The following is a 25,781-nucleotide window of genomic DNA, read 5'->3' on the forward strand; positions in this document are numbered from 1 at the left end:
AGACAACATGGACAACAAACAGAATAACCCGAAGATGAACATGCCCAAGTTCAACATGAACTGGATATACGGCATGGTCATCGTGGCCCTGCTCCTGATGTGGTTTTCGGGCGGAGGCCAGAAGTCGAGCGTGCAGACCGAAACGTCATACTCGCAATTCAAGGCGATGGTGATGAAGGGCTACGCATCGAAGATAGTGGTAAACAAAGAGAAGAACACGCTGCTGATGTACGTGAAGCCCGAGCACATACGCGACGTTTTCGGCAAAGGGGTGCAGCAGACAGGCAAAGACCCCGCCGTCACCGTTGAGTTCGGGTCGGTCGACCAGGTTGAGGAATTCATCAACCAAGCCCGCGACCTGAAGAAGTTCAGCGGCGACTACAGCTACGAGAACCAAAAAGACAACGAGCTGTTCACCATACTCCTGCAACTGCTGCCGTTCATATTCTTCATCGCCATCTGGATTTACTTCATGCGGCGGATGAGCGGCGGTGCCGGAGGGTCGGGCGCCGGAGGTGTGTTCAACGTAGGCAAGAGCAAGGCAAAGATGTACGAAAAGGGCGGCGAGATAAGCGTCACGTTCAAAGACGTGGCCGGCCAAGCCGGCGCAAAGCAGGAGGTGCAGGAGATTGTCGACTTCCTGAAGAACCCGAAGAAATACACCGAGCTGGGCGGAAAGATTCCGAAGGGAGCTTTGCTGGTAGGCCCTCCGGGCACAGGCAAGACGCTCCTGGCCAAGGCAGTGGCCGGAGAGGCCGGCGTCCCGTTCTTCTCCATGAGCGGCTCCGACTTCGTCGAGATGTTCGTCGGCGTGGGCGCCAGCCGCGTGCGCGACCTGTTCCGCCAGGCCAAGGAGAAATCGCCGTGCATCATCTTCATCGACGAGATTGACGCCGTGGGCCGCGCCCGCAGCAAAAACCCGGCCATGGGTGGCAACGACGAGCGCGAAAACACGCTCAACGCCCTGCTCACCGAGATGGACGGCTTCGGCACCAACAGCGGCGTAATCATACTCGCCGCCACCAACAGGGCCGACATGCTCGACTCAGCGCTGCTCCGCGCCGGCCGCTTCGACCGCCAGATACATGTAGACCTGCCCGACCTCAACGAGCGCAAGGCAGTGTTCAAGGTGCACCTGCGCCCGGTGAAGACCGACGACACCGTAGACATCGACTTCCTGGCACGCCAGACCCCGGGCTTCTCGGGGGCCGACATTGCCAACGTGTGCAACGAGGCCGCGCTGATAGCCGCGCGCCACAACAGCCACGCCGTGGGCAAGCAAGACTTCCTCGACGCCGTTGACCGCATCATCGGCGGCCTCGAGAAGAAGACAAAGATAATGACCGACAAGGAAAAGGAGACCATTGCCATCCACGAGGCCGGCCATGCCACCGTGTCGTGGTTTACCGAACACGCCAACCCGCTGGTCAAGGTGAGCATCGTGCCGCGCGGACGCGCGCTCGGCGCCGCATGGTACCTGCCCGAAGAGCGGGCCATCACGACCAAGGAGGAAATGCTCGACGAGATGTGCGCCACGCTCGGCGGACGCGCCGCCGAAGAGCTGTTCACGGGCCACATATCCACCGGAGCGATGAACGATCTGGAGCGGGTGACCAAGAGCGCCTACGGAATGATTGCCTATGCGGGCATGAGCGACAAGCTGCCAAACGTTTGCTTCTACAACAATTCGGAATACAACTTCCAGCGGCCTTACTCAGAGACCACGGCGAAAGTGATGGACGACGAGGTGCTGAAGATGATTAACGGGCAGTATGAGCGCGCCAAGCAGATACTGACCGAGCACAAGGAAGGCCACGCAAGCCTTGCCCGGCTGCTCATGGAGCGCGAGGTTATATTCGCCGAAGACGTTGAAAAGATATTCGGCAAGCGCCCATGGGCCAGCCGAGCCGAAGAACTGCTCGAGGCACAGCAGCGGGCCGAGGCCGAAGCCATGGCCGAACACCGCGCCAAGGAGCTCGAGGCACAGGGCAAGACACTCGGCGAACCGTCCACCGACACACAGGGCGACGCCGGCGAGACCGACGCACAGAAGCCGGGCGAGGGCGCAAACGATGGTGCCACAGCAGAGAAAGAAGACAAAAACGAAAGCAAATGAGCAACTTCATAGTAAGGACAATAACGGGGATATTCTTTGTGGCCGCCATAGTGGTGAGCTTCATCGACCCCACGGCCATGGCCCTGCTGTTCGCCCTCGTGACGGGGCTGACCGTGTGGGAGTTCACGGGGCTGGTCAACCAGCGCGACGGCGTAGACACCAACCGCATGATATGCACCGTGGCCGGAGTATATTTCTTCCTGGCCATGATAGGCTTCTGCAGCGAGCTGACGCCGTCGGCCGTGTTCATTCCCTACCTGATAACCATCATCTACCTGTTCGTGGCCGAGCTCTACGCCAAGAACCCCGACCCCATCAGCACATGGGCACACACCATGATGAGCCAGCTCTACATCGCCCTGCCCTTCTCGATGCTCGGCGTGCTGGCTTTCCGGGCCACGCCAGTGGGCACTGAATATGTGTCGACCATACCGCTGAGCGTATTCGTCTTCCTGTGGATCAACGACACCGGGGCCTATTGCTGCGGCTCGCTGCTTGGCCGCCACAAGCTGTTTCCGCGCATCAGCCCGGGCAAGAGCTGGGAGGGAAGCATCGGCGGAGCCGTGTTTGTGGCCGCCGCAGCCTTGCTGATATGGCATGTCACCGAGCTCTACGGCTTCAACGAACTGCAGCTCAGCGCGCTGCAATGGGTGGGCCTGGGGCTCACGGTGACCGTGTTCGGCACATGGGGCGACTTGGTTGAAAGCCTGTTCAAGCGCACGCTTGGCATCAAGGACAGCGGCAAGATACTGCCGGGCCACGGAGGCATGCTCGACAGGTTCGACTCGTCGCTGCTCGCCCTGCCCGCCGCAGTGATATACCTCTACACCCTCACACTGTTCTAAAGCCACAATCATACCCACAAATACACTTTGGCCCAACCGGCATTTGCCGGTTGGGCCAAAGTGTATTGCATGATCCGAAACACCACATTGGCGCAAAGAGCCACCGGCAGCCGCAAACGCGGCATAAGCCGATGCCCTAAGCAAGACGGCTACCCACGCCCCCTGCCCTTAAGCAAGCCCACCATGATGCGCGCGGCATTGTCGGGGGCGCCTGCCTTGCCCAGCCTCCTGCCCACCTCGGCATAGCCGTCGAGCATGGCCTGGCGGCCACTTCCGCCGGGCAGAATCTTGCCCAGCTCGGCACGTATGTTGCCAACCGAGAAGGTGTCGGCCACCAACTCCGGCACCACTTCGCAGCCGGCAATGAGGTTGACAAGCGAGATGTACCTCACCTTAAGTATATGGCGGCGCAAGAAAGATATGACTTTCGGTATCGGGGTCTCGTAGCACACCACCTGCGGAACGCCGAAGAGCGCTGTCTCGAGCGTGGCCGTGCCACTGGTGACGAGCGCCGCCGAAGCATGGGCAAGCAGCGGATAGGTCATGCCACGCACCACCTCAACACCCGTGCCCGCCACAAACGGCTCATAATAGGCCGGCTCTATGCCCGGGGCACCGGCCAACACTGGCTGGTAAGCGGGAAAAGCCTTCACGGCTTCTATCATTGCCGGCAAGTTGTCTTTAATCTCCTGCCTGCGCGAACCGGCCAGCAAGGCAATCACAGGCCGCCCGTAGTCGGCAAAGCTGCCGTCGTAGGCCGCCTTGAACGAGGCCACCTCGTCGGCCGTAGGGTTGCCCACATAATGCACGGGATAGTGGTGGCGGCCCTCATAGAAATCGGTCTCGAAGGGCAGTATGCAGAACATCTCCGTCACATCGCGCTTTATGTTCTTGATGCGATACTCCTTCCAAGCCCATATTTTCGGCGAAATATAATAATAGACAGGCAATCCCAGCTCTGCCCTCACATACTTGGCAATGCCGAGGTTGAAGCCCGGATAGTCGACAAGAATCACCGCGTCGGGGCCCCACCCGGCTATGTCACGCTTGCACGAGCACATGTTGGCAAGTATGGTCGGCAAGTGCAGCAGCACAGGAACAAACCCCATGTAAGCCAGTTCGCGGTAGTGGCGCACCCGGGTGCCGCCTACAGCCGCCATCAGGTCGCCGCCGAAAAACCTGAAACTGGCCTCGGCATCCTCGCGCCGCAACGCCTCCATCAGTTTGGAAGCATGCAGGTCGCCACTTGCCTCGCCCGCTATGATATAGTATTTCATTCGAAATCCCAGCTTTGCATTTGTCTTAACATTTCGTAATCGGTCACATCCACCGTGGTAGGCGTTATGGCCACGTATCCGTGGGTCAGCGCCCAGTTGTCGGTGTCTGTTGCCTCCGGTTCGTCGTTAGTATACTCGCCAACCATCCAAAAATAGTCGTAACCCCTGGGATGATGGCAGCGAACAACCTCATTTCCCCACGTTCCCCTTGCCATTCGGCACACCTTGACTCCCGAGAAACGCTCTACAACAGGGAAATTCACATTCAGGCACACGCCCTTGGGAAGTCCTTCGTCAAGCAATTTCTTTGTAATCATTTTTACAAGTGGTTCAAGTGGCCTGAAGTCGGCATCGTCGCTATGGTCGCAAATAGAAAAAGCCACAGACGGGATATACTTCATGCACCCCTCCATGGTGACGCCCATAGTGCCTGAGTAATGCGAGTTGACAGAGGCGTTGTCGCCATGGTTGATGCCACCAATCACCAAGTCGGGCCTCCTGTCGCCGCAAAGCTCGCTCAAAGCCAGCTTAACGCAGTCGACAGGGGTGCCGTTGCACGACCACACCTCCACACCCTCCCACTTGCGGCGCAGCTTGAGCCGCAAAGGGGTGGTGGCAGAGAAAGCACACGAAAAGCCGCTTCGGGCCGCTTCTGGGGCACATACCAGCAGGTCGCCGAAACCACCCACCATGTCGATGAGCGAGCGAAGGCCCTTGGCGTGGTAACCGTCATCGTTTGAAATTAGTATTAAAGGTTTCTTATTTTCCATAAATATCCTCTTAATTCGGATGCAAAAATACGAAAAAAGGTTCATTAATGGCTTTTTCTCGCATAAAATATGTAACTTTGCAAACCAAATACGCAAGCATACTACGGTTTGACAGAATTTCGAAAATGGGAAAGATAATCGCATTAGCAAACCAAAAAGGCGGTGTGGGCAAGACCACCACTACCATCAATCTGGCGGCTTCGCTCGCCACACTCGAAAAGAACGTCTTAGTTGTCGACGCCGACCCGCAGGCCAACGCTTCCAGCGGCTTGGGCGTAGACATTAAGCAAGTGGATTGCTCGCTATATGAATGCATAATAGACCATGCCGACGTACGCGACGCGATATACACGACCGACATCGACGGGCTGGACATAATACCCAGCCATATCGACCTTGTGGGCGCAGAAATTGAAATGCTCAACCTCGCCAACCGCGAGAAAGTGCTCAAGAATCTGCTCGACCCCATACGCAGCGACTACGACTACATACTCATCGACTGCAGCCCCTCGCTGGGCCTCATAACCGTCAACTCGCTCACGGCAGCCGACTCTGTCATCATACCGGTGCAGTGTGAGTACTTCGCCCTCGAAGGAATCAGCAAGCTGCTCAACACCATCAAGATCATAAAGAACAAGCTGAACACAAGGCTCGAGATTGAAGGCTTCCTGCTGACAATGTACGACTCGAGGCTCAGGCTGGCCAACCAGATATACGACGAGGTGAAACGCCACTTCCAGGAACTGGTGTTCAAGACCGTGATACAGCGCAACGTGAAACTGAGCGAGAGCCCGAGCCACGGCCTGCCGGTGATACTCTACGACGCAGACTCTACCGGCAGCAAGAACCACCTGGCACTGGCAAAGGAAATAATCAACAAGAACAGCAAAGACGAAGAGCATCAATAACGATGGCAGTACACAAGAAATACGACAGGAACGTCCTCGGGCGCGGGCTCGACGACATTGGCAACGGTCGCGGGCTCGATGCTCTGATCGACACGGGCAGCGTGAGCACGCAAGGCTCATCAAACCTGAGTGAGATTGAACTGAGCCACATTGAGCCCAATCCCAACCAGCCACGGCGCGAATTCGACGAAGAGGCGCTGCAGGAACTGGCTGCCAGCATACGCGAAATCGGAATAATCCAGCCTATAACGCTGCGCAAGGTGGCCGACGACCGCTACCAGATCATTGCCGGCGAAAGGCGGTGGAGAGCGTCGCAGCTGGCCGGCATGCGCACCATCCCGGCCTACATACGCACCGTAGAGGACGAGAACGTGATGGAAATGGCCCTCATCGAGAACATACAGCGTGAGGACCTCAACGCCATAGAGATTGCTTTGGCATACGAACACTTGGCCGAGACCACCGGAATGACGCAAGAGCGCATATCCGAACGAGTGGGCAAAAGCCGTGCTGCGGTAACCAACTACATGCGCCTGCTCAAGCTTCCGGCCCAAGTGCAGATGGCCCTGAAGAACAAGGAGATTGACATGGGCCACGCAAGAGCGCTGCTAGCGCTCGACAGCCCGAGCATACAGATAAAGCTTTTCAAGGAAATCCAAAAGAACGGATACTCTGTGCGCAAGGTCGAAGAAATGGTGCAAATGCTCAAGAACGGCGACGACGTGCAACTGGCAAAGAAAAAAATCTCTGCAAGAAACACCCTGCCGGAGGAGTTCGAGGTGCTCAAAAGCCGGCTGTCCGACTTCTTCCACACCAAGGTACAGATGACATGCTCACCCAAGGGCAAGGGCAAGATAAGCATACAGTTTGCCAACGAAGAAGACCTTGAGCGCATTATGAACGCTCTCGACAATCTGAAAACAGATAACCAGGCCTGAAGTTGAGACGGACAATCATGATATCCGCTATGCGCATCGCAGCCATTTGCATGATAATGGCAGCACAAGCGCAGCCTGTGGTTGCACAAGCAGTGGCACCGGTGACAACTGCCGAGGCAACAGCTACGGCAGACTCCGTGGCCAAAGCCCGCGGCGCCACCGACTCCGTTGCCGCATACAGCGACTCTATATCCATACGGATAAGCCAAGCCAAGGCCACGACAGACTCCATAGCCCAAAGCATCGAGAAGGCACTGGCGGCGGGAGACACAACCCTTGCCAACGACACGAGAATGGCAATCGGGGGCGAGTTGCCGGCAGAAGCGCTGGTCAACGCCCCTGCAAAGCGCGACTGGGCCACATGGCGGCCCAATCCCCAACGGGCACTGTGGCTTGCCCTGGTAATCCCCGGAGGCGGCCAGATATACAACCGAAAGTACTGGAAGCTGCCAATAATATACGGGGGATTCATGGGATGCCTCTATGCCATGAACTGGAACAACATGATGTACAAAGACTACTCGCAGGCTTACCTCGACATCATGGACAGCGACCCGACCACGCAGAGCTACAACCAGTTTCTGCATCTGGGCCAACACATAGACAGCTCCAACGAGGAGAGATACAAGCAGATATTCAAAAACCGCAAGGACAAATACCGCCGGTGGCGCGACTTGAGCTTCTTCTGCATGCTCGGAGTGTATGCCCTGTCTGTGATAGACGCCTACGTCGACGCCGAACTGTCTGAGTTTGACATATCGAAAGACCTGAGCCTGAAGGTAGAGCCGGCGGTGATAAACAACAGCGCGTCAAACAAGGTGCTCGAAGCGTCTTCGTTCGGCGTGCAGTGCAAACTGAGATTCTAAGGCCGGAAGCAGCGCCGCGAAAGCTGCCACACGGCATAATGCTATACATTATTAATATAAATGAACAAGAAAACCCTACTTTTCACAGTCGCATTGCTGTTTGCCGGCAACAGCATGGCACAGGCACAAGGCAGCAACGACGACAATGAAATAAGCGTAACCGACAGCAAGGGCAACCAAGAAGTGATAGAGTTCCCTGAAGCTATGGGCTACGAGCTGGACAGTCTGATGAACCTTTACATGGCAAAGACATACCTCGACGAAGACGAGGACTGCCAGATGAAGGACATAAACCCCGTGTTCGAGAAAGAGGTGTACATCGACCGGCTGAGCCGAATACCCTCAATCATCGAGATGCCTTACAACGATGTGGTACAGAAATTCATCGACCGATACAGCGGGAGGCTCCGCCACTCGGTGAGCTACATGCTCGGTGCCTCAAACTTCTACATGCCGATATTCGAAGAGGCGCTCGAAGCCTACGAGCTTCCGCTTGAACTCCGCTACATGCCCGTGATAGAGTCGGCACTCAATCCCACGGCCGTATCGCGCGCGGGAGCCACCGGCCTGTGGCAGTTCATGCTCCCGACGGGAAAGAGATACGGCCTTAACGTCAACTCTCTCGTTGACGAACGCCGCGACCCCATAAAGTCGTCGTACGCCGCCGCGCAATACCTGAGCGACCTGTACAAGGTGTTCGGCGACTGGACACTGGTCATTGCAGCCTACAACTGCGGGCCGGAGCAGGTCAACAAGGCCATCCGCCGCTCCAACGGCGAGCGCGACTACTGGAAGATCTACCCATACCTGCCCAAGGAGACGCGCGGTTATGTGCCTGCGTTCATAGCCGCCAACTACATCATGACATACTACTGCGACCACAACATCTGCCCGATGAAGACCAGGCTGCCGGCAAAGACCGACACACTGATGCTCAGCAAGAATGTCCATCTCGAACAGATTGCGGCCGTGTGCGGTGTGAGCATCGACGAGCTAAGGGCCCTCAACCCGGCTTACCGGCGCGATGTCATACCCGGGGCGACAGAGCTTTCGTGCCTTAGGCTACCGCAAACAGAGGTAGGCAAGTTCATCGACAACGAAGACTCGATATACAACTACAATAGCGAAGAGCTCATGGCCAAGCGCACCGAGGTCGAGGTCAACAAGCAGGCAGCCTCAACCACATCGAGCAAACGGTCGGCCACACGCCGCAGAAGCCGCACGAGAGCGCGCTACGTCACGATAAGGAGCGGACAGACGCTGTCGGAGCTGGCAGAGAAACACGGCACCACCGTCAGCCGGCTCAAAAGGCTCAACGGCCTGAAAGGCACGTCGATACGCGCCGGCAAGAAGCTCAGGGTAAGATAACCGAAGGCATCTCCTGCCCAGCAACAGACGTTGCTGGCAGGAGATGCCGCCTTTAATCCACAACCATTAACACGCTAAGGACATGACAAACGACCAAGAACTAAAGACCAGGGAAGCCGCCGACGACAAGATGATAAACGATGCGTTCCAACATTTGCTGGATACGTACATACAGTCGCGCCACCGCAAGAAGGTGGACATCATCACCAAAGCATTCAACTTTGCGCGACAGGCACACAAAGGCGTGCGCCGGCTGTCGGGCGAACCATACATCATGCATCCCATTGCCGTGGCCCAGATAGCGTGCGAAGAGGTGGGACTGGGCTCGACGAGCATCTGCGCGGCGCTGCTCCACGACGTTGTCGAAGACACCGACTACACCACCGAGGACATTGAAAACATATTCGGCCCGAAGATTGCCAACATCGTCGACGGGCTGACAAAGATAAGCGGGGGCATATTCGGCGACAGGGCATCGGCCCAGGCCGAGAACTTCAAGAAGCTGCTGCTCACGATGAGCGACGACATACGCGTGATACTGATAAAGATTTGCGACCGCCTGCACAACATGCGCACACTGGCCAGCCAGCCGGCCAACAAGCAATACAAGATTGCCGGGGAGACTCTATACATCTATGCGCCGCTTGCCAACAGGCTCGGGCTCAACAAGATAAAGACCGAGCTCGAAGACCTGAGCTTCCGCTATGAGCACCCCGACGAATACGCATCGATAGAACAGAAGCTCGCATCGACCCAGGCATCGCGCCACACGCTGTTCGACGAGTTCACCGCCCCCATACGCGAAGCGCTCGACAAGATGGGCATAAGATATGCAATCAAGGAGCGCGTGAAGAGCCCATACTCAATATGGTGCAAGATGCAGAACAAGCATGTGACGTTCGACGAGATTTACGACATACTCGCCGTGCGCATAATATTCACGCCGAAAGAGCGCGAGAACGAGATAAACGAATGCTTCAACATCTATGTTGCCATCAGCAGGATATACAAGTCGCACCCCGACAGGCTGCGCGACTGGCTCAACCACCCAAAGGCCAACGGCTACCAGGCGCTCCACGTCACGCTGATGTCGCACCAGGGACGCTGGATTGAGGTGCAGATACGGTCGGACAGGATGGACGAGATTGCCGAGCAGGGATTCGCCGCCCACTGGAAATACAAGGAAGGCGAGAACGGAGAGATCAACGAAGACGACGGCGAGCTCAACGACTGGCTGCACACCATCAAAGAGATACTCGACGACCCGCAGCCCGACGCCATGGATTTCCTCGACGCAATAAAGCTCAACCTCTTTGCGTCGGAGATATTCGTCTTCACGCCCAAAGGCGAGATAAAGACGATGCCGGCCGGATGTACCGCGCTCGACTTCGCGTTTTCAATCCACACCTTCCTCGGCAGCCACTGCATCGGGGCCAAGGTAAACCACAAACTCGTGCCGCTCAGCCACAAGCTCGAGAGCGGCGACCAGGTTGAAATACTCACCTCGAAGTCGCAACACGTGCAACCGTCGTGGATAAACTTTGTGTCGACGGCCAAGGCCAAGGCCAAGATACAGGCCATACTGCGCCGCGAGAGCCGCGAGATACAGAAACTCGGCGAAGACACCCTCGGCGAGTTCCTCAAGAAAAACGGCATGGAGCACACCAACGCCGCCGTCGACAAGCTTGCCGCGCTGCACAACATGGACAAGCGTGAAGACCTGCTGCAGGCCATCGGCGAGAAGATGATAATACTCGGCGAGAAAGACATCGACGAGCTGAAAGGCAAGAAACGCGAGAAGTCAACGGGCGGATGGCGCAAGTTTGTGCCATTCATAGGCGGGGGCAAGGCCAAGAAAGAAGAGGGCAAGCAGCCCGAGCTCTTTGTCGTGTCTGAATCGTTCAACCGCAAGAAGCCCATCATCATAACCGACGAGAACATAAGCCAGTACAAGTTCACGTTCTGCTGCCACCCCATACCGGGCGACGACATACTCGGGTTCATCGACAACAAGAAGCAGATAGAGATTCACAAGCGGGCCTGCCCCGTGGCCGCAAAGCTCAAGGCCAGCTACGGCAACCGCATCCTCGACGCCAAATGGGACATGCACAAGAAGCTATACTTCGACGCCACCATACGGCTTGAGGGCATCGACCGCATAGGGATGCTCAACGAGGTGACGCGGGTAATATCCGAGCAGATGAGCATCAACATCCACAAGGTGGCCTTCAGCTGCAACGAGGGGATATTCGAGGGAACAATAGAACTGTATGTCCACGACCGCGACGACGTGCGCTCCATCATCGGAAGCCTCAAAAAGGTGCCCGGCGTGCAGGAGGTGAGCCAGATAATGTGATGCCCCCTGCCGCCCGGACGGGCACCCGCGCCGCAGGCATGCCGGCCTGCCGACAACCGACAACCATAAAAAAACAATCATGATAAGAAGACTAACTATGCTCATTGCCGCGCTGGCCGTCATGGCCGGGGCAGCGGCCGCCAACAAGTATGACAACACCGACACCATAGTAGTGGCCCGCGACGGCACCGGCGAGTTCCGCACCATAGGCGAGGCCGTCGAGGTGTGCCGAGCGTTCATGGACTACACCAAGGTAATCTACGTAAAGCGCGGCCTTTACAAAGAGAAGCTCACCGTGCCCCAGTGGCTCACCAACATCGAGATAGTGGGCGAAGACCGCGACGAGACCATCATCACCTACGACGACCACGCCAACATACGCATGCCCGAAACGGGCAGGCCGATGGGCACCTTCCGCACGTTTACCGTAAGGGTGCAGGGCAGCGGCATAACATTCAAGAACATAACCATAGAAAACAACGCCGCGCAGATAGGGCAGGCCGTGGCCTTGCACACCGAGGGCGACAGGCTGACGTTTGTCAACTGCCGCCTGCTGGGCAACCAAGACACCATCTACACGGGCAACGGCGGCACGCGGCTGTTCTTCAAAGACTGCCTGATTGAGGGCACCACCGACTTCATCTTCGGCCCGTCGACGGCATGGTTTGAAAACTGCGACATACACAGCCGGCGCAATTCATACATCACTGCCGCCTCGACACCAAAGGATGTGAAGTACGGCTACGTGTTCAACCACTGCCGGCTGACCGCCGACGAGGGTGTCAACAAGGTATACCTTGGCCGCCCCTGGCGCGACTATGGCTACACGCTGTTCATGAACTGCGAGATGGGCGCACACATTCGCCCCGAAGGCTGGCACCACTGGGAGAAGCAGCGCGAGCAAACCGCCCGCTACCTTGAGTACAACAACTCGGGCCCCGGGGCCAACACCGACAGCCGGGCTGCCTGGAGCCGCCGCCTGAGCAAGAAGGAAGCCGAGGGCATTACCATGCAGGCCGTCTTCAACATCGACGACACTTGGAACCCCGAAGCAGCAAAGAAGTAAACAAGGGAAACGGTCGACAAAGGCCGGCATAATGGCCGAATGGCCCTACCGATGCCCGTAGCCGTGCAGCCCACGGTGGCTTTCGCCGCCTTTGCCTACGCTATCCTCAAGCCCAAAAGCCTTTCAGCATACACTATCAGCCGCCCCGCCCCATCCTCTCGTTAAGGATTAGGCGGGGCGGTTTGCATTATTTTGCGCCATGAAGCCATTGCATGGCAACTGCACACCATTGCATATTTAATACTCGTACCAACAAAATCACGCAATGATTCCACTTCCACCGAAAACCGACACAGGCCACAAAGCCACAAAAAGGCCATGGATTATTTTGCCATCAGCTGTTTTTTCTATATATTTGCAAGCATGACCATAAAGGAATACATAGCCGAACTGAACCGACAGCTGGCCACAGGCATGGCACGCGAGCACAGCTACCGCCCAGCCCTGAAACAGCTGCTCGACACCCTCCTGCCCGATTTCGACGTGACCAACGAGCCAAGCCGCATAGCATGCGGAGCCCCGGACTTCATCATAATGCGCCGCAGAGACAGGCAACCCACGGCTTTTGTAGAGACGAAAGACCTCGGCGACACCGACCTCGATGGCCGGCGCCAGCACCGCGAACAGTTTGCCCGCTATCGCAAATCGCTCGACCACATTGTCTTTACCGACTATCTCGACTTCCACTTCTACCACAACGGGGAGCTATCCGAGAGCATACGCATTGCCGAACTGCGCGGCGACAAGGTAGTGGCCATAAAAGACAACATCGACCGATGGGCGACGGCTATGCGCAGACTGGCCACAGCCGGGCCGCAGCGCATTGTGGCTGCACGCCAGCTGGCCTCGGCAATGGCTGCCAAGGCTGTGCTCATGGGCAACATCCTGACGCAATCGCTCGAAGACGAACGGCCCGACGATAAGCCCGACACAGCCTGCAGCCAGCTCGGCATAGAATACAAGGCCTTCAAAGACGTGCTAATAAGCACGCTCACCTACGACGAGTTTGCCGACATTTATTCGCAGACCATCGTCTACGGCATGTTCGCTGCCCGCCTGAACGACCCCACCCCCGATACATTCTCGCGCTTCGAGGCCGCCTCGCTCATACCAAAGACAAACCCTTTCTTGCGCAAAGTGTTCCAGAACATAGCCGGCTACGACCTTGACGAGCGCCTGACGTGGATTGTCGACGACGTGGCCGCCATGTTCAATGCTGCCGACCTTGACCGCATAATGCAGGGCTACGGCGGCAACGGGAAGCCGCGCGACCCCATGATTCACTTCTACGAAGACTTCCTGATGGCCTACCGCCCGGCGGTGCGCAAGGAGAATGGCGTTTGGTATACGCCGCTGCCCGTGGTGCGCTTCATGGTCGATGCCGTCGACAGCGTGCTCCGCTCCGACTTCGGCCTGCCCCTGGGCCTGGCCGACTACAGCACGGTGGAGCGCGAAGTGGTGAACCCACAGCATACCAAGGGCCGCCACGGAAGCCGCACCACCTACGCCGTCACATTCCACAAGGTGCAGATACTCGACCCCGCCACTGGCACCGGCACGTTCCTTGCCGAAGTGGTCAACGCCATACACGACCGCTTCCATAGCCAGCAGGGCCTCTGGCAAGACTACGTGGCGCATCACCTGCTGCCACGGCTCAACGGCTTCGAGCTGCTCATGGCGCCCTACACCATAGCCCACCTGAAGCTAGACATGATTCTGCGCGCCACCGGCTACAGCCACAACAGCGACGCACGCCTGCGCATATTCCTCACAAACTCGCTCGAAGAATGCCACCCATACACTGGAACGCTATTCGCCAAGTGGCTCAGCGACGAGGCCAACGCCGCCAACCGCATAAAGCGCGACACGCCGGTGATGGTGATGATAGGCAACCCGCCTTACAACGGTGAAAGCCAAAACAAGGGAGAGTGGATAATGAACCTGATGGAGACGTACAAGAAGGAGCCGGGAGGGAAAGCCAAACTGAACGAGCGCAACCCCAAATGGCTCAATGACGACTACGTGAAGTTCATACGCATGGCACAGCACTTCATCGAGAAAAACTGCGAAGGCGTGCTGGCGTTCATCAACCCGCATGGCTTTCTCGACAATCCCACGTTCCGTGGCATGCGCTGGCAACTGCTCCGCGCCTTCGACAAGATATACACCATCGACCTGCACGGCAACAGCAAGAAAAAAGAAACAGCGCCCGATGGCGGCAAGGACGAGAACGTTTTTGACATACAGCAGGGCGTAAGCATAAACATTTTCGTAAAGAACAACCACAAGAAAACCAGAGAACTGGGACGTGTCTACCACTTCGACCTCTTCGGAAAGCGGCAAGACAAGTTTGATTTCCTCGCCTCCAACACGCTCTTAGGCATACATTTCACCGAGGTAAGGCCGCAGGAACCTATGTATTTCTTCTTGCCTAAAGACACCGAAGCCGAAGAAGAATACAACAATGGATTCGGAGTCAACGAACTGTTCAGCACCTGCCTGCTCGGCCCAAACTCTCACAGAGACGACTTTGCCATTGCATTCGACCGTGACACCGCACGCAAAAGGATCGAAGATTTTGCCAACAAAGACATCACAGATGATGAAATAATACGCAAATATAACTTAAAAAACAACAGAGACTGGAATGTGACAGACGCCAGAAAGCAAATGACCGGCAACGAAATTGCCATAAAATGTCTTTACCGCCCATTCGATTTCAGGTATATGCTCTATGGAAGCTACGCCTTTGACTACCCGCGTCCGCAAATAAACGACAGCCTTTTGAAACCAAACATAGCACTGATAACGACCAGGCAAACAAAAGAGAAATTTGCCGCAATGGTCTGCTCAACACCTTTGGGTCAACACAAGATTGTCACACCATACGATGGTAGCTATGTCATGCCGCTTTATTCCCACAATGAAACAGGATTATTCAAACCGGAAAGCGATGCGCGGCAAGCCAACTTCAACAGTGGCATCCTGTCAAAAATAAAACAATCAATAGAAGAAAAAGACAGCAACATTGCCCCCATGGAGCTGTTCGACTACATCTACGCCGTGCTGCACAGCCCGCAATACCGCAAGCGCTACAAGGAGTTTCTTAAGATTGACTTCCCCAAAATCCCTTATCCCAAAGATGCAAAGCTATACCACGCACTGGCCGAAAAGGGAGGCGAGCTGCGCAGGCTCCACCTCATGGAGAGTTCGGAGGGCTGGCCCGTAACGGCCACATACCCCGTGGCGGGAACCAACGTCGTGGAACAGCTGCGCCGAGAGGCCGACCGCGTTTACATAAACAAGGAGCAATACATCGGCGGAGTGAGCAACACGGCTTGGCTGTTCTGCATAGGAGGCTACCAGCCAGCACAGAAATGGCTCAAAGACAGGCGCGGGCGCACACTCGGTTTCAAAGACATACGCCACTACCAGGAAATAATCCATGCCCTCGACAACACCGCCCGGTTGATGAACGAGATAGACGGGTTGTGGCAACCGGGTAAATAACGACGCATGGATGTAGGCACCGTGCCAACCAAGCGCGTAGTTTCCCGTCATTTTCCCTCAAAAAGCGAATGCGCGGCCTAAGCAATCGAACCAAACAGCCCAACGCCCAACGCCCTGCACATACATTTGCCCGCAACCGTGATGACCGCCGAAACAGCCCTGCGGCACTGCCCCCGCCGACAGGGCGATGGCAAGGGGCATTGCCGGCCGAGGTGTTTTTTGGCCAACCGGCTTGTGGTGAAGCCTGTATCGCAAACTCCGTTGCAAGCTTTTGTTCCGCAAACGGCAAAAGACGGACAAGTCTGAAACCATGAACACCTCTTCCCCAGATGCCAGCACAAAGAAACAGCGCAACGGGCCCGGCTGCGGCATACCGACAGTAAACACCGGCTTTGTTTCCTGGCACTCACCCCGACATCTTTGTCAAATCAACACCGAACCACGGTCAGCAAGCTCTACTGCGCCCTCCAATACGTGCCGTTTCACACTGCCAAACGGCACGTACGGCAACCTAAAAAAGGCCGTTTTGCAGTGCAAAACGGGCCATATTGCCAACAGGCTGTGGGCCAAACGCCCAATATCATGGTGCAGATTATTGCACACCGCCATCCGCACCAGGCCTATGTCGCTATCTTACTGCCGGTTACGATTGCACATCCATTTTTGCGATATTTGGCTCCAGGCAGCCAATAATAGCGCAAAGACACGAATATAAAAGGGCTTTTCGGCCGGCATTTAACTCTTTTTGCAATCATTAACACATTATTCCAGACCCCAAAACCCTCTCAACACCTCCCTCTTTACCCCATTGCCATTCAACGCCTTTACCATTTTATATTTCCACCTTATTGCCTTCCCAACGCCTACCTGTCCATCCAGGCCTTGAAAGCCGGTGACGTTTCGCGGCTCACCACCACAATCTGCAAGCTTGCCGGCGGTATGCTGCCGTCGGCGTCGTTCACCTCCGGCCCTATGCTCACCACTATGCTGTCGCCATAGCGCATGTACATAAGGTAGAGATACGAGTCGAGAAAAGCCAGCTCGTCGGCCAGGGGCACCGTGTTGCGGTCGTAGTTCTGTATTATGTAGCGTTAAACCTTCGAGAGCTTTCCAAGGAATTTCACCGCCAGTCGGCTGTCTTCCATTATCAGCTCCGTCAGTATGCTGAAGTTGTTGAACATGAAATGCGGGTCTACCTGCTGCTTGAGCGCATTGAGCTTGGCCTGCATGGCCTCTGTCTCAAGCCTGCGCTTGGCCGCCTCAGCCTCAATGTATGAATAAGTAGGTGTTCAAAATTAATTGCCATCAAGTTGTGCGCTATTTCGGAGATGCATGCCAAAGTCCGAAGAGGGAGCGTAGCGGGCTACGCGACCGATGAGACTTTGGCATGCGGCCCGAAAGAGCACACAAGATGGTGGCAAAGATATAGGGGACACCTGCAAGGTCTATTGTATCGGTTAATTATGAACAGCTACTTATAGGTAATGGGCGTTGACATACACGTTTGATATGAACGTGGCCAGTATGCTGTAGACGTAGAGGTGCTGCACCTGCAGGAAAGGCAGCCCGTCGAGGTTGAACATGTAGCCCGTGAGCAGCGACAGGAGGTAGGCCGTCAGCGTGTTCATGATGAACAACGCCAGCGAATATACCAGCAGGCTGCGGTACGGGTGGGCAAACGACATGAATCGGCGGTATATTCCCTTGCTGTAGAATATGGAAAGCTGCACGAAAAGGAATATGCATACGAACGTGGTGGCCGCGTCGACCACGTAGCCCCACAGCGGATAACCGCCGAAATAAAACTCGCGCGCCTGCTCGTCGGTCACAATGTAGAGCAGCATATAGAGCGCGTAAGTGATGAGCGAGAGCACAAGGCGGCTCTTCTTAGTGTCCAACCAAAATCCCATATACGTTGCTTTATGCCGCAATGCCGCCAACACGGGGCGCACGCGGTTTTACGACTGCAAAGTAAGCAAATAATTGTGAGACGCCAATGGCCCGGCAGCCCCAAACGTAAAAAAATGCTTCCGAAGCGTCTCACCTCACCAACATTGGGCTCAATGGCGCAAAACCCACGCTTCGGCAGCGTTTTTATACACTTCGGCAGGAAGGGCGCTCGGCCTCCGGCAGCAAACCACTAACTTTGCACCGCAAAAAGACCATGGCCACAAGGCCGTAAAAAAAGATGACGATGAACAAGACAATAACCATTAGCCGCGAATACGGTTCGGGCGGACTGGCGACAGGCATGATGCTCGCCAAGAGGCTGGGCAGACTGCTGTATGACTGGAAGATGGTGGAGATGGCCGCAGCCGGGGCACATCCATAAAGCCGGAGCGCCCATTGCACTGCAGGATGCGCGCGTCAACGTGTCGTTCCAGCTTGTCACTGTCTTCATAAACAATATGGTAGCTGTGGCCGCGGCAGCACTCGGCGTAGTGTAAAAGATTGTGACATTCGCCATGCTCCCGCCCACGGCAACGGCATAGGCGGTAGCCATGATGACGGCACATGACTATGGTGCAGGCCTGACAGGGCGCATGGCGTGATGCCTCAAGCAGGGCAAAGCCATGCCATTGGTGTCCGGCGTGTCTGTGTGCGCATGCTCACGCATGCTGCCGGCTACGCTCACGGCCATCTTCACCACCTACATTACCGTGGTAAACATGGGAGCCGATACCGCTGTCACTCACGTTCAGCCACATCAACCCGTCGTCCCTACTGCTCATGGGATACGCACCGCCCATCTCAACACTGTTTTCTCTGCTGATATGCGCTTTATACCTGAGACACAACAACCGCAAAATGAAGGCCAGGCAAGACTGGGCCACAAACACAACAGACGGAACAACAACCTTCATAACCTGACAATCTGTTAACGCGAAGCTCCTGCAACAAAGACAAGGCAGGATGAAACGCGAGGCGGCGCAGGGGGCAAATGCCCTTCTGCGCCGCCGTTTTACTGTTATCACTCCAGCATGTCAAGCTGCTTTTTCATGGCCATAAGCTCATCCTTTATGCCCATGAGGCATTCCAGCAACCCTGCCGTGCGGTCGGCCCCCGTGCGATTGCTGCTGATGATCTTCTTCGCAGCGGCAAGCTTGAAGCCGCGCACTTTGACAAGGTTGTGTATGAGCCGTATCTGCTCGATGTCTTTCTCAGAGTACTGGCGCACCTTGCCGGGCCCCTTGGTCTTGGGCTTCAGGTATGGAAACTCCTGCTCCCAATATCGCAGGGTGCTCTCGTTCAGCCCAAACATCCGGGCCACCTCGCTGATGGAGTAATAGAGCTTGAGGTTCTTGTCGAGGTTGAGTGCCATAAAATCACATGTTTTTGTCAATCAGGGAATAAAACATTTGCAAATGTACGGAAAAGAAAGTATCTTTGCAACACTTTTAAGGGAAATTATAATATCAATTGAAATATATGATGACTGCAAACGAAATCCGCGACTCATTCAAGAATTTCTTTGAGTCGAAAGGGCACGCCATCGTGCCGTCGGCCCCGATGGTGATAAAGGACGACCCGACACTGATGTTCACCAACGCCGGTATGAACCAGTGGAAAGACATCATTCTCGGCACACGCGACCCGGAACCGCGGCGCCGGGCCGACTCTCAGAAGTGCCTGCGCGTGAGCGGCAAGCACAACGACCTGGAAGAGGTGGGCCACGACACCTACCATCACACAATGTTCGAGATGCTCGGCAACTGGAGCTTCGGCGACTATTTCAAGGAGGGAGCCATAGACATGGCATGGGAATACCTGGTGGATGTGCTCCACCTCGACCCCAAAGACCTTTACGTTACGGTGTTCGAAGGCTCGGAAGACGAGGGGCTTGGGCGCGATGACGAAGCGGCTTCATACTGGGCGAAGCACGTGCCGGCAGACCACATCATCAACGGCAACAAGCACGACAACTTCTGGGAGATGGGCGACACGGGCCCCTGCGGCCCCTGCTCCGAGATACACCTCGACTCACGCACGCCCGAAGAGAAGGCCAAGGTGCCCGGCCGCGAACTGGTGAACAAGGACGACCCGCAGGTCATCGAGATATGGAACCTTGTCTTCATGCAGTATAACCGCCGCGCAGACGGCTCGCTTGAGAAGCTGGCAATGAACGTCATAGACACCGGTATGGGCTTTGAGCGGCTTGTGCGCGCCCTCCAAGGCAAGCACTCCAACTACGACACGGACATCTTCCAGCCCATAATCCGCGAGATTGCGCGGCTCTCCGGCAAGGAATACGGACGCGACGAGCAGACCGACGTGGCCATGCGGGTTGTCGCCGACCACCTTCGCGCCGTGGCATTCTCCATCGCCGACGGGCAGTTGCCGGGCAATGCCAAGGCCGGCTACGTGATTCGCCGCATCCTCCGCCGCGCCGTGCGCTACGCATATACGTTCCTCGGGCAGAAAGAAGCATTCATGTACAAGCTCCTGCCGGTATTCATCTTCGAGATGGGGAAGGCCTATCCCGAACTCGAAGCACAGCGTGAGCTCATCGGTAGGGTAATGAAAGAAGAGGAAGACTCGTTCCTTCGCACACTCGACAAGGGCATCAACCTGCTCAACGGAGCCATGGACGAGCTCAAAGCCCACGGACTCAAGCAGCTCGACGGGGCCCAGGCGTTCCGCCTTTTCGACACTTACGGCTTCCCCCTCGACCTTACCGAGCTGATATGCCGTGAGAACGGCTACACCGTAGACGAGCGCCAGTTTGACGAAGAGATGCAAAAGCAAAAGGCACGCGCCCGCAACGCCGCCCAGGTGGAAAGCTCCGACTGGACCGAACTGCGCCAAGGCGAGCAGCAGTTTGTGGGCTACGACTACTCTGAACACGAGTGCCACATACTCCGCTACCGCCGTGTGACCCAGAAAAAGAGCACATACTATGAGCTCGTGCTTGACTTCACGCCCTTCTACGGGGAAATGGGAGGACAGGTAGGCGACACCGGTGTGCTTGTCAGCGAGTATGAGACGGTGGACATAACAGACACCAAGCGCGAGAACAACCAGAGCATACACATAGTGAAAGAGCTGCCCAAGCACCCCGAAGCCGACTTCATGGCATGCGTAGACACCGACAAGCGGGCTGCCAGCGCTGCCAACCACACAGCCACCCACCTGCTTGACTACGCGCTGAAACAGGTGCTCGGCGAGCACGTCGAGCAGAAAGGCTCGTATGTAAGCGCCGACACACTGCGCTTCGACTTCTCGCATTTCCAGAAGGTTACGGACGAAGAGCTCCGCCAAACGGAGCGTATCGTCAACGAGATGATACGCCAGGACCTGCCGCTCGACGAGCACCGCGACATGCCTTTGGCCGAAGCCAAGGAGATGGGGGCCGTGGCCCTGTTCGGAGAGAAGTACGGCGACAAGGTGCGCGTGGTGCGTTTCGGCCCCAGCTGCGAGTTCTGCGGCGGCATCCACGCCCATTCCACAGGCCGCATTGGCATGTTCAAGATAATCAGCGAGAGCTCTGTGGCAGCCGGTGTGCGCCGCATCGAGGCCAAGACCGGCCGTGAGTGCGAAGAGTTGCTCTACGGCATAGAGGACACCCTGAAGGCCATCCGCTCGCTGTTCAACAACGCCAAAGACCTGAAAGGCGTGATTGGCAAGTACATCGAGGAGCACGACACGATGAGGAAAGAGATAGAAAGCTTCGAGGCCCAGGCCGTGGAGCGTGCCAAGGACAGCCTTGTGGAGAAGGCGCGCACCATAAACGGCGTCAAGGTAATTACGGCCGTTATGCCCATCGACCCTGCCCGGGCCAAAGACCTCGTGTTCAAGATACGCCAGGCTGTGCCCGAAAACCTGCTTTGCGCCATCGGCACAGACGGCGGCGGCAAGCCAATGATAAGCGTGATGCTCAGCGACGACATGGTGAAAGACCACGGGCTGAATGCCGGCCAGATGGTTCGCGAGGCCGCAAAGCTGATTCAAGGCGGTGGCGGAGGCCAGCCTCACTATGCCACGGCGGGCGGCAAGAACCCCGACGGGCTTAGCGCCGCCATCGACAAGGTGGTGGAACTGGCCAAACTGTAGGCCATTGCAGCCTGCTGCCAACTACAAATAGCGGGAGCCCCGACATGCGCATTGCATGTCGGGGCTCCCCTTTTCTTTGCCGTGTCCACAGCCTATTTCTTTCGTGAAAACATGCTGCTAATGTCGCCTTTGCGCAGTTCCACCACCTCGCCGTATTTCTCGAGAGCCTTCATCTCGGCCTTGCCGATGTTGCCTACAACAAGGTAAACACGCACGGCCGGCCTTACTACATCGGAATAAAAGCCTTCGACATCGGATGCCACGGCCTTCTCAATCAACGGCACGCGCTGCCTTTCGGGATCGGAATCATATCCATACAGCCGTCGCCAGGCGATGTATTCACCGACGTCGCGCATCGACGGATATTCATTGTTTATAGAGTTGAGCAAGTTTCGGCGCGCCGTCTCGAAGCCGCTGAGGCGCAGCGGCATGTTGTCAAACAGGCTGTCGACGGTGGCCACGGCCGTGAGCACCTTGTCGGCCTGCGTGCCCGTGATGGTATGGAAAGCCGTCGGGGCGTCGCCAAACTTGGCCATCAACGGCAATGTAAGCCACCCGTAAGAGGAATATGCCAGCGAACGGAACTCGCGCATTTCCTGGAACAACACCGACGACATGCTTCCGCCGAAATATTCGGCCCACAATTGCTCTGTCACACGACGGGGCACGGTGGGCGACGGGGGCAACACAGTGTAGGTGCCCACATTGGCCTGCCGGGCGCCAGGGGCATTGTAGACAAACACCATCGGCCTGTCGTATGCCTTCAGGGGCCTGTTGATGAAACGGCAGGGCACGTTGATGGCGTCGACGTCGATGCTGTTGCGCACGGCAAGGGCAACGCTGTCGGCAGCCATCGAACCACAATAGAGTACCATGCACTCAGTGTGCAACAAGTCTTTAAACCACTTCACCATCCCGTCGGCCCCAATGCGCTTCAACTGGCCGGCCGTCACGGCGTTCAGGTAAGACGACTTGTCGCCATAGGCAATCTTTTCCACTACGGCGCGCACTATGTCCGAATAGTCTTCGGCAAAGGTGCCTGCGCTGAGCTTTGCGCCAGTGACCAGCTCGGCCATCTTGTCCTTGTCGGCCTTGACGCGCCTGACGAAATGGGCGAAAAGCCTCATGGTGGGCTCGAAATTGCGGTCGAGGCCCATCAGCGAAATGGTGAACGAGTTGCGGTCGCTGCCAAACGAAAGGCGGCTGCCGAGCCGTGCCAATGCCGCCGACAGCCCGAGGCGCGACAGCGAGTCGGTGCCGAGGTCGCCCATGTAGTCGGCCACGCTGCTTGCCAAGGGGTCGTCGAGCGTGCCTTTGGCAAACACGAAGTCGATGCTGAACACATCGTTGACGTCGTTCCTTACCGCATAGAGTGTTGCCAGGGGCGCAAGGCTCATGCGGCTGGCACAGCTGTCGAAGTTGACAAACCTCGGGCTTACCTTCCCCGGATGCTCGCCAACGAGCCGCCGGGCGTAATCCGAGCGTGCATCTACATTGCGCGGGGTCACGGGCTTGTAGCCGGGCTGCGACAGCCTGTCCTTCTGATAGGTGCCAAACTTCTTGACCAGTCGCATGTAATTGCCATCGAAGTATTTGTTGGCGGCCGCCATCACATCGGCCTTGGTGAGTTGCGCCACCCTCGACTGCCGCCCAACGTAATCGTCCCACGACGCGGCGCCATACCCGAAAGCGTCGAGCATGAGCAAGGCGCGCCCGTCTATGGTCTCGGTGCTCAGCTTGAAATCGAGTTCTTCGGCCAGTTTCAGGGCATCGAGCATGGTGTCGGGAAACTCGCCGCGCTTCACCTTGCCTATCATTTCGAGGCAAAGCCGCTCGGCCTTCTTCTTCGAACCGAACGGAATCTTGGGCACGGCGCCTACCAAGGTGAAGCCTGCATCCTTGAAAGCCGCCGGAACCGCATAGCCGGCCATGATGGCCTTGGTGTCGGCAAGCGAGTCGAGCAGCCCCGAACCGCTGCCGTTGGACAGTATCTGCGAGGCCATGTCCAGCGCCACGTAGTCGGAATCTTCCTCGGTCGGGGTGTGGTATGCCAATGCCGTGACCTTGACAAGGGGTATCGGGAGTTTTATCCCCACGGTGCGCGTGCCGTCAAACGGCTTGAGCGCAAAGGGCGCTGAGGGAGGGGCGCAGCCCGGCCTTATGCGCCCGAACGACCGCTCGAGCAGGGGCATCAGTGTGTCGGCGCAGATGTCGCCGCACATTATCAGGCCCATGTTGCCCGCGACGTAGTACTTGTCGAAAAACTCCCGCATCTCGTTAAGGCTCGGGTTCTTCAGGCTCTCGGTGCTGCCAATGACAGGATGCACGTAAGGACTGCCTTCGAGCACAGCCCCCAACAGGTGCTCCATGGCCGGCGCAAGCAGGTTGTCGGCCACCATGTTCTTCTCTTCATACACCGTCTCGAGCTCGCTCTGGAACATCCTGAACACGGGATTTATCATTCGCTCGCTGCACAGTTCGGCCCACTGGCCCACAAACTCGGGGGCGAACGTATTGTAATAAATAGTGAAATCGTAAGACGTGGCGGCGTTGAGCCCCGACCCTCCGAAGTAAGATATCAGGTTGTTGAACTCGTTTGGTATCACGTATTCGGCCGCCTTGTGGCTCAGCCGGTTGATGTCGGCCTGCAAACCGCGCCGCACGCCGGCGTCGGTGGTTTTGGCCAGCAGGTCGTACTTGGCCGCTATGGAGTCGAGCCACGGTTTCTCGGCCTCATAATCCGTGGTGCCTATCTTGTCGGTACCCTTAAACATAAGGTGCTCGAAATAGTGGGCTATGCCCGTATTGGGGCATTGGTTGGCTCCGGCCTTGACCACCACGGCTCCCAGCACCTTTGGTTGCGAATGGTCTTCGCTCAGCCATACGGTCATGCCGTTGGCCAGTTTAAACTGCCTTACACTTGTGTCGCCTGTTCCAAAAGCCTGCAAACAACAGGCAACCAGGGCTATTGCTGCAGTCAACAATGATTTTTTCATACCTTCACGCTTTAGGTTCACCATACTGTCCACACCGCCAAAAGGCTGCCGTCCGGGGGCTGCCGTGCCCCACTGGCAGAGTGCCGTCGCCGCCATCAGTGGGATTGATGGCGGCCGTTGCCTCAGCACCGCATGCCGGAACAATGCCACCGGTCTGTATGCAGGCATTTCGCAACATCGCAAATCTACTGATATTTCCCGACAAGACAAACTGTTTCGCAGGGTAATTGCCTGATATTATGCTATTTTAACACAGACGACACGCAGCACGCCACCCCCGGCAAATGGCGCAGGCCAAGCCTCGGCGCATCCGCCCGCCCTCGATGGCCGGGCCGAAAAAGCAACGCACAACGGGGTTGCGCCCGCTGCCCAATGACCGACGGCATGGCGCCCGCATGCCTACCGCCCCACCCCAAACAGCAATACGGCACGTTTCGCACTGCAATATGGGCCGTTTTGCAACCCCAAACGGCACGTTTTGCAAGCCCGAAAGGCCCATATCGCAACCCACTGCAAACCAGCGCGTTAGCCCAAACAGCCATGGCCGCATTCATTTTCTGGAAAAATGAACGCCAAACAGCGGCATCACCGCTCCGGCAAAACGAGCCAGTTGCCCCGCAACTTGGACGGCGAGCGTGGCGAAGGCGTAGCGGGCTACGACGAGGCACGGCGGCGGACAAGATGCCGGCAAGGGCACAGAAGCGGTTGGGAAGC

Annotated in this window: 17 protein-coding genes and 1 pseudogene; 11 read left to right on the forward strand and 7 right to left on the reverse strand. The window is 56.7% G+C overall.

Features of this window, described 5'->3' with window-relative positions:
- Positions 1-7: 7 nt before the first annotated feature.
- Together ftsH and M3089_RS11590 are read left to right on the forward strand one after the other, a co-directional pair.
- A complete protein-coding gene (gene ftsH, locus M3089_RS11585; protein WP_249084277.1) occupies positions 8-2,116 on the forward strand; it encodes an ATP-dependent zinc metalloprotease FtsH in 2,109 nt (702 codons plus the stop codon).
- Positions 2,113-2,961 carry a phosphatidate cytidylyltransferase gene (locus M3089_RS11590; RefSeq protein WP_205107191.1) on the forward strand — a complete coding sequence of 283 codons (849 nt, stop codon included), beginning with the start codon at positions 2,113-2,115 and terminating at the stop codon, positions 2,959-2,961. The genes ftsH and M3089_RS11590 overlap by 4 nt, the downstream gene beginning before the upstream one ends.
- A gap of 149 nt (positions 2,962-3,110) precedes the next feature.
- Here M3089_RS11590 and M3089_RS11595 read toward each other — a convergent pair whose 3' ends face one another.
- Both M3089_RS11595 and surE read right to left on the reverse strand, forming a co-directional pair.
- A complete protein-coding gene (locus M3089_RS11595; RefSeq protein ID WP_249084250.1) occupies positions 3,111-4,238 on the reverse strand; it encodes a lipid-A-disaccharide synthase in 1,128 nt (375 codons plus the stop codon).
- Entirely contained in the window at positions 4,235-5,008 is a 774-nt protein-coding gene (surE, locus tag M3089_RS11600) for a 5'/3'-nucleotidase SurE (protein ID WP_249084253.1), read from the reverse strand. Before surE ends, M3089_RS11595 begins: the two co-directional genes overlap by 4 nt.
- A gap of 125 nt (positions 5,009-5,133) precedes the next feature.
- Between surE and M3089_RS11605 the strand changes: the two genes are divergently transcribed.
- The 7 genes from M3089_RS11605 (at position 5,134) to M3089_RS11635 (ending at position 16,020) form a co-directional block, all read left to right on the forward strand.
- Positions 5,134-5,916: a ParA family protein gene (locus tag M3089_RS11605; protein WP_205107197.1), complete on the forward strand. Its 783-nt coding sequence runs from the start codon at positions 5,134-5,136 to the stop codon at positions 5,914-5,916.
- Between the two features lie 2 nt (positions 5,917-5,918).
- Positions 5,919-6,854 carry a ParB/RepB/Spo0J family partition protein gene (locus M3089_RS11610; RefSeq protein WP_205107199.1) on the forward strand — a complete coding sequence of 312 codons (936 nt, stop codon included), beginning with the start codon at positions 5,919-5,921 and terminating at the stop codon, positions 6,852-6,854.
- A gap of 2 nt (positions 6,855-6,856) precedes the next feature.
- Complete coding sequence (locus tag M3089_RS11615; protein WP_249084255.1) at positions 6,857-7,720, forward strand: DUF5683 domain-containing protein; 864 nt, start codon at positions 6,857-6,859, stop codon at positions 7,718-7,720.
- Positions 7,721-7,780: 60 nt separating this feature from the next.
- Positions 7,781-9,088 carry a lytic transglycosylase domain-containing protein gene (locus tag M3089_RS11620; protein WP_249084256.1) on the forward strand — a complete coding sequence of 436 codons (1,308 nt, stop codon included), beginning with the start codon at positions 7,781-7,783 and terminating at the stop codon, positions 9,086-9,088.
- Positions 9,089-9,170: 82 nt separating this feature from the next.
- Positions 9,171-11,444 carry a RelA/SpoT family protein gene (locus tag M3089_RS11625; protein WP_249084257.1) on the forward strand — a complete coding sequence of 758 codons (2,274 nt, stop codon included), beginning with the start codon at positions 9,171-9,173 and terminating at the stop codon, positions 11,442-11,444.
- A gap of 82 nt (positions 11,445-11,526) precedes the next feature.
- The gene (locus M3089_RS11630) at positions 11,527-12,510 is read left to right on the forward strand and encodes a pectinesterase family protein (RefSeq protein ID WP_394802282.1); all 984 of its coding nucleotides are present in this window, start codon (positions 11,527-11,529) and stop codon (positions 12,508-12,510) included.
- A 363-nt stretch (positions 12,511-12,873) separates the two neighbouring features.
- Entirely contained in the window at positions 12,874-16,020 is a 3,147-nt protein-coding gene (locus M3089_RS11635; protein WP_249084258.1) for a type ISP restriction/modification enzyme, read from the forward strand.
- Positions 16,021-16,883: 863 nt separating this feature from the next.
- Here M3089_RS11635 and M3089_RS15870 read toward each other — a convergent pair.
- Both M3089_RS15870 and M3089_RS11650 read right to left on the reverse strand, forming a co-directional pair.
- Positions 16,884-17,249, reverse strand: a pseudogene (locus M3089_RS15870) (histidine kinase).
- Positions 17,250-17,495: 246 nt separating this feature from the next.
- Positions 17,496-17,930: a hypothetical protein gene (locus tag M3089_RS11650; protein WP_249084261.1), complete on the reverse strand. Its 435-nt coding sequence runs from the start codon at positions 17,928-17,930 to the stop codon at positions 17,496-17,498.
- Between the two features lie 284 nt (positions 17,931-18,214).
- On the opposite strand from M3089_RS11650, the gene M3089_RS11655 reads away from it, so the two are divergent.
- Entirely contained in the window at positions 18,215-18,352 is a 138-nt protein-coding gene (locus tag M3089_RS11655) for a cytidylate kinase family protein (RefSeq protein WP_249084262.1), read from the forward strand.
- Positions 18,353-18,629: 277 nt separating this feature from the next.
- On the opposite strand, the gene M3089_RS11660 is transcribed toward M3089_RS11655, so the two are convergent.
- Both M3089_RS11660 and M3089_RS11665 read right to left on the reverse strand, forming a co-directional pair.
- Positions 18,630-18,884 (reverse strand): hypothetical protein, encoded by a 255-nt coding sequence (locus tag M3089_RS11660; RefSeq protein ID WP_249084264.1) that lies wholly within the window; start codon positions 18,882-18,884, stop codon positions 18,630-18,632.
- A gap of 107 nt (positions 18,885-18,991) precedes the next feature.
- Positions 18,992-19,342: a MerR family transcriptional regulator gene (locus M3089_RS11665; RefSeq protein ID WP_205107222.1), complete on the reverse strand. Its 351-nt coding sequence runs from the start codon at positions 19,340-19,342 to the stop codon at positions 18,992-18,994.
- 107 nt (positions 19,343-19,449) lie between these two features.
- Between M3089_RS11665 and alaS the strand changes: the two genes are divergently transcribed.
- Entirely contained in the window at positions 19,450-22,071 is a 2,622-nt protein-coding gene (alaS, locus tag M3089_RS11670; RefSeq protein WP_249084266.1) for an alanine--tRNA ligase, read from the forward strand.
- Between the two features lie 92 nt (positions 22,072-22,163).
- Here alaS and M3089_RS11675 read toward each other — a convergent pair whose 3' ends face one another.
- Positions 22,164-25,067 (reverse strand): M16 family metallopeptidase, encoded by a 2,904-nt coding sequence (locus M3089_RS11675; protein WP_249084269.1) that lies wholly within the window; start codon positions 25,065-25,067, stop codon positions 22,164-22,166.
- Between the last annotated feature and the right edge of the window lie 714 nt (positions 25,068-25,781).

It is taken from the genome of Marseilla massiliensis (assembly GCF_023336985.1).
Lineage (GTDB): Bacteria > Bacteroidota > Bacteroidia > Bacteroidales > Bacteroidaceae > Prevotella > Prevotella intestinigallinarum.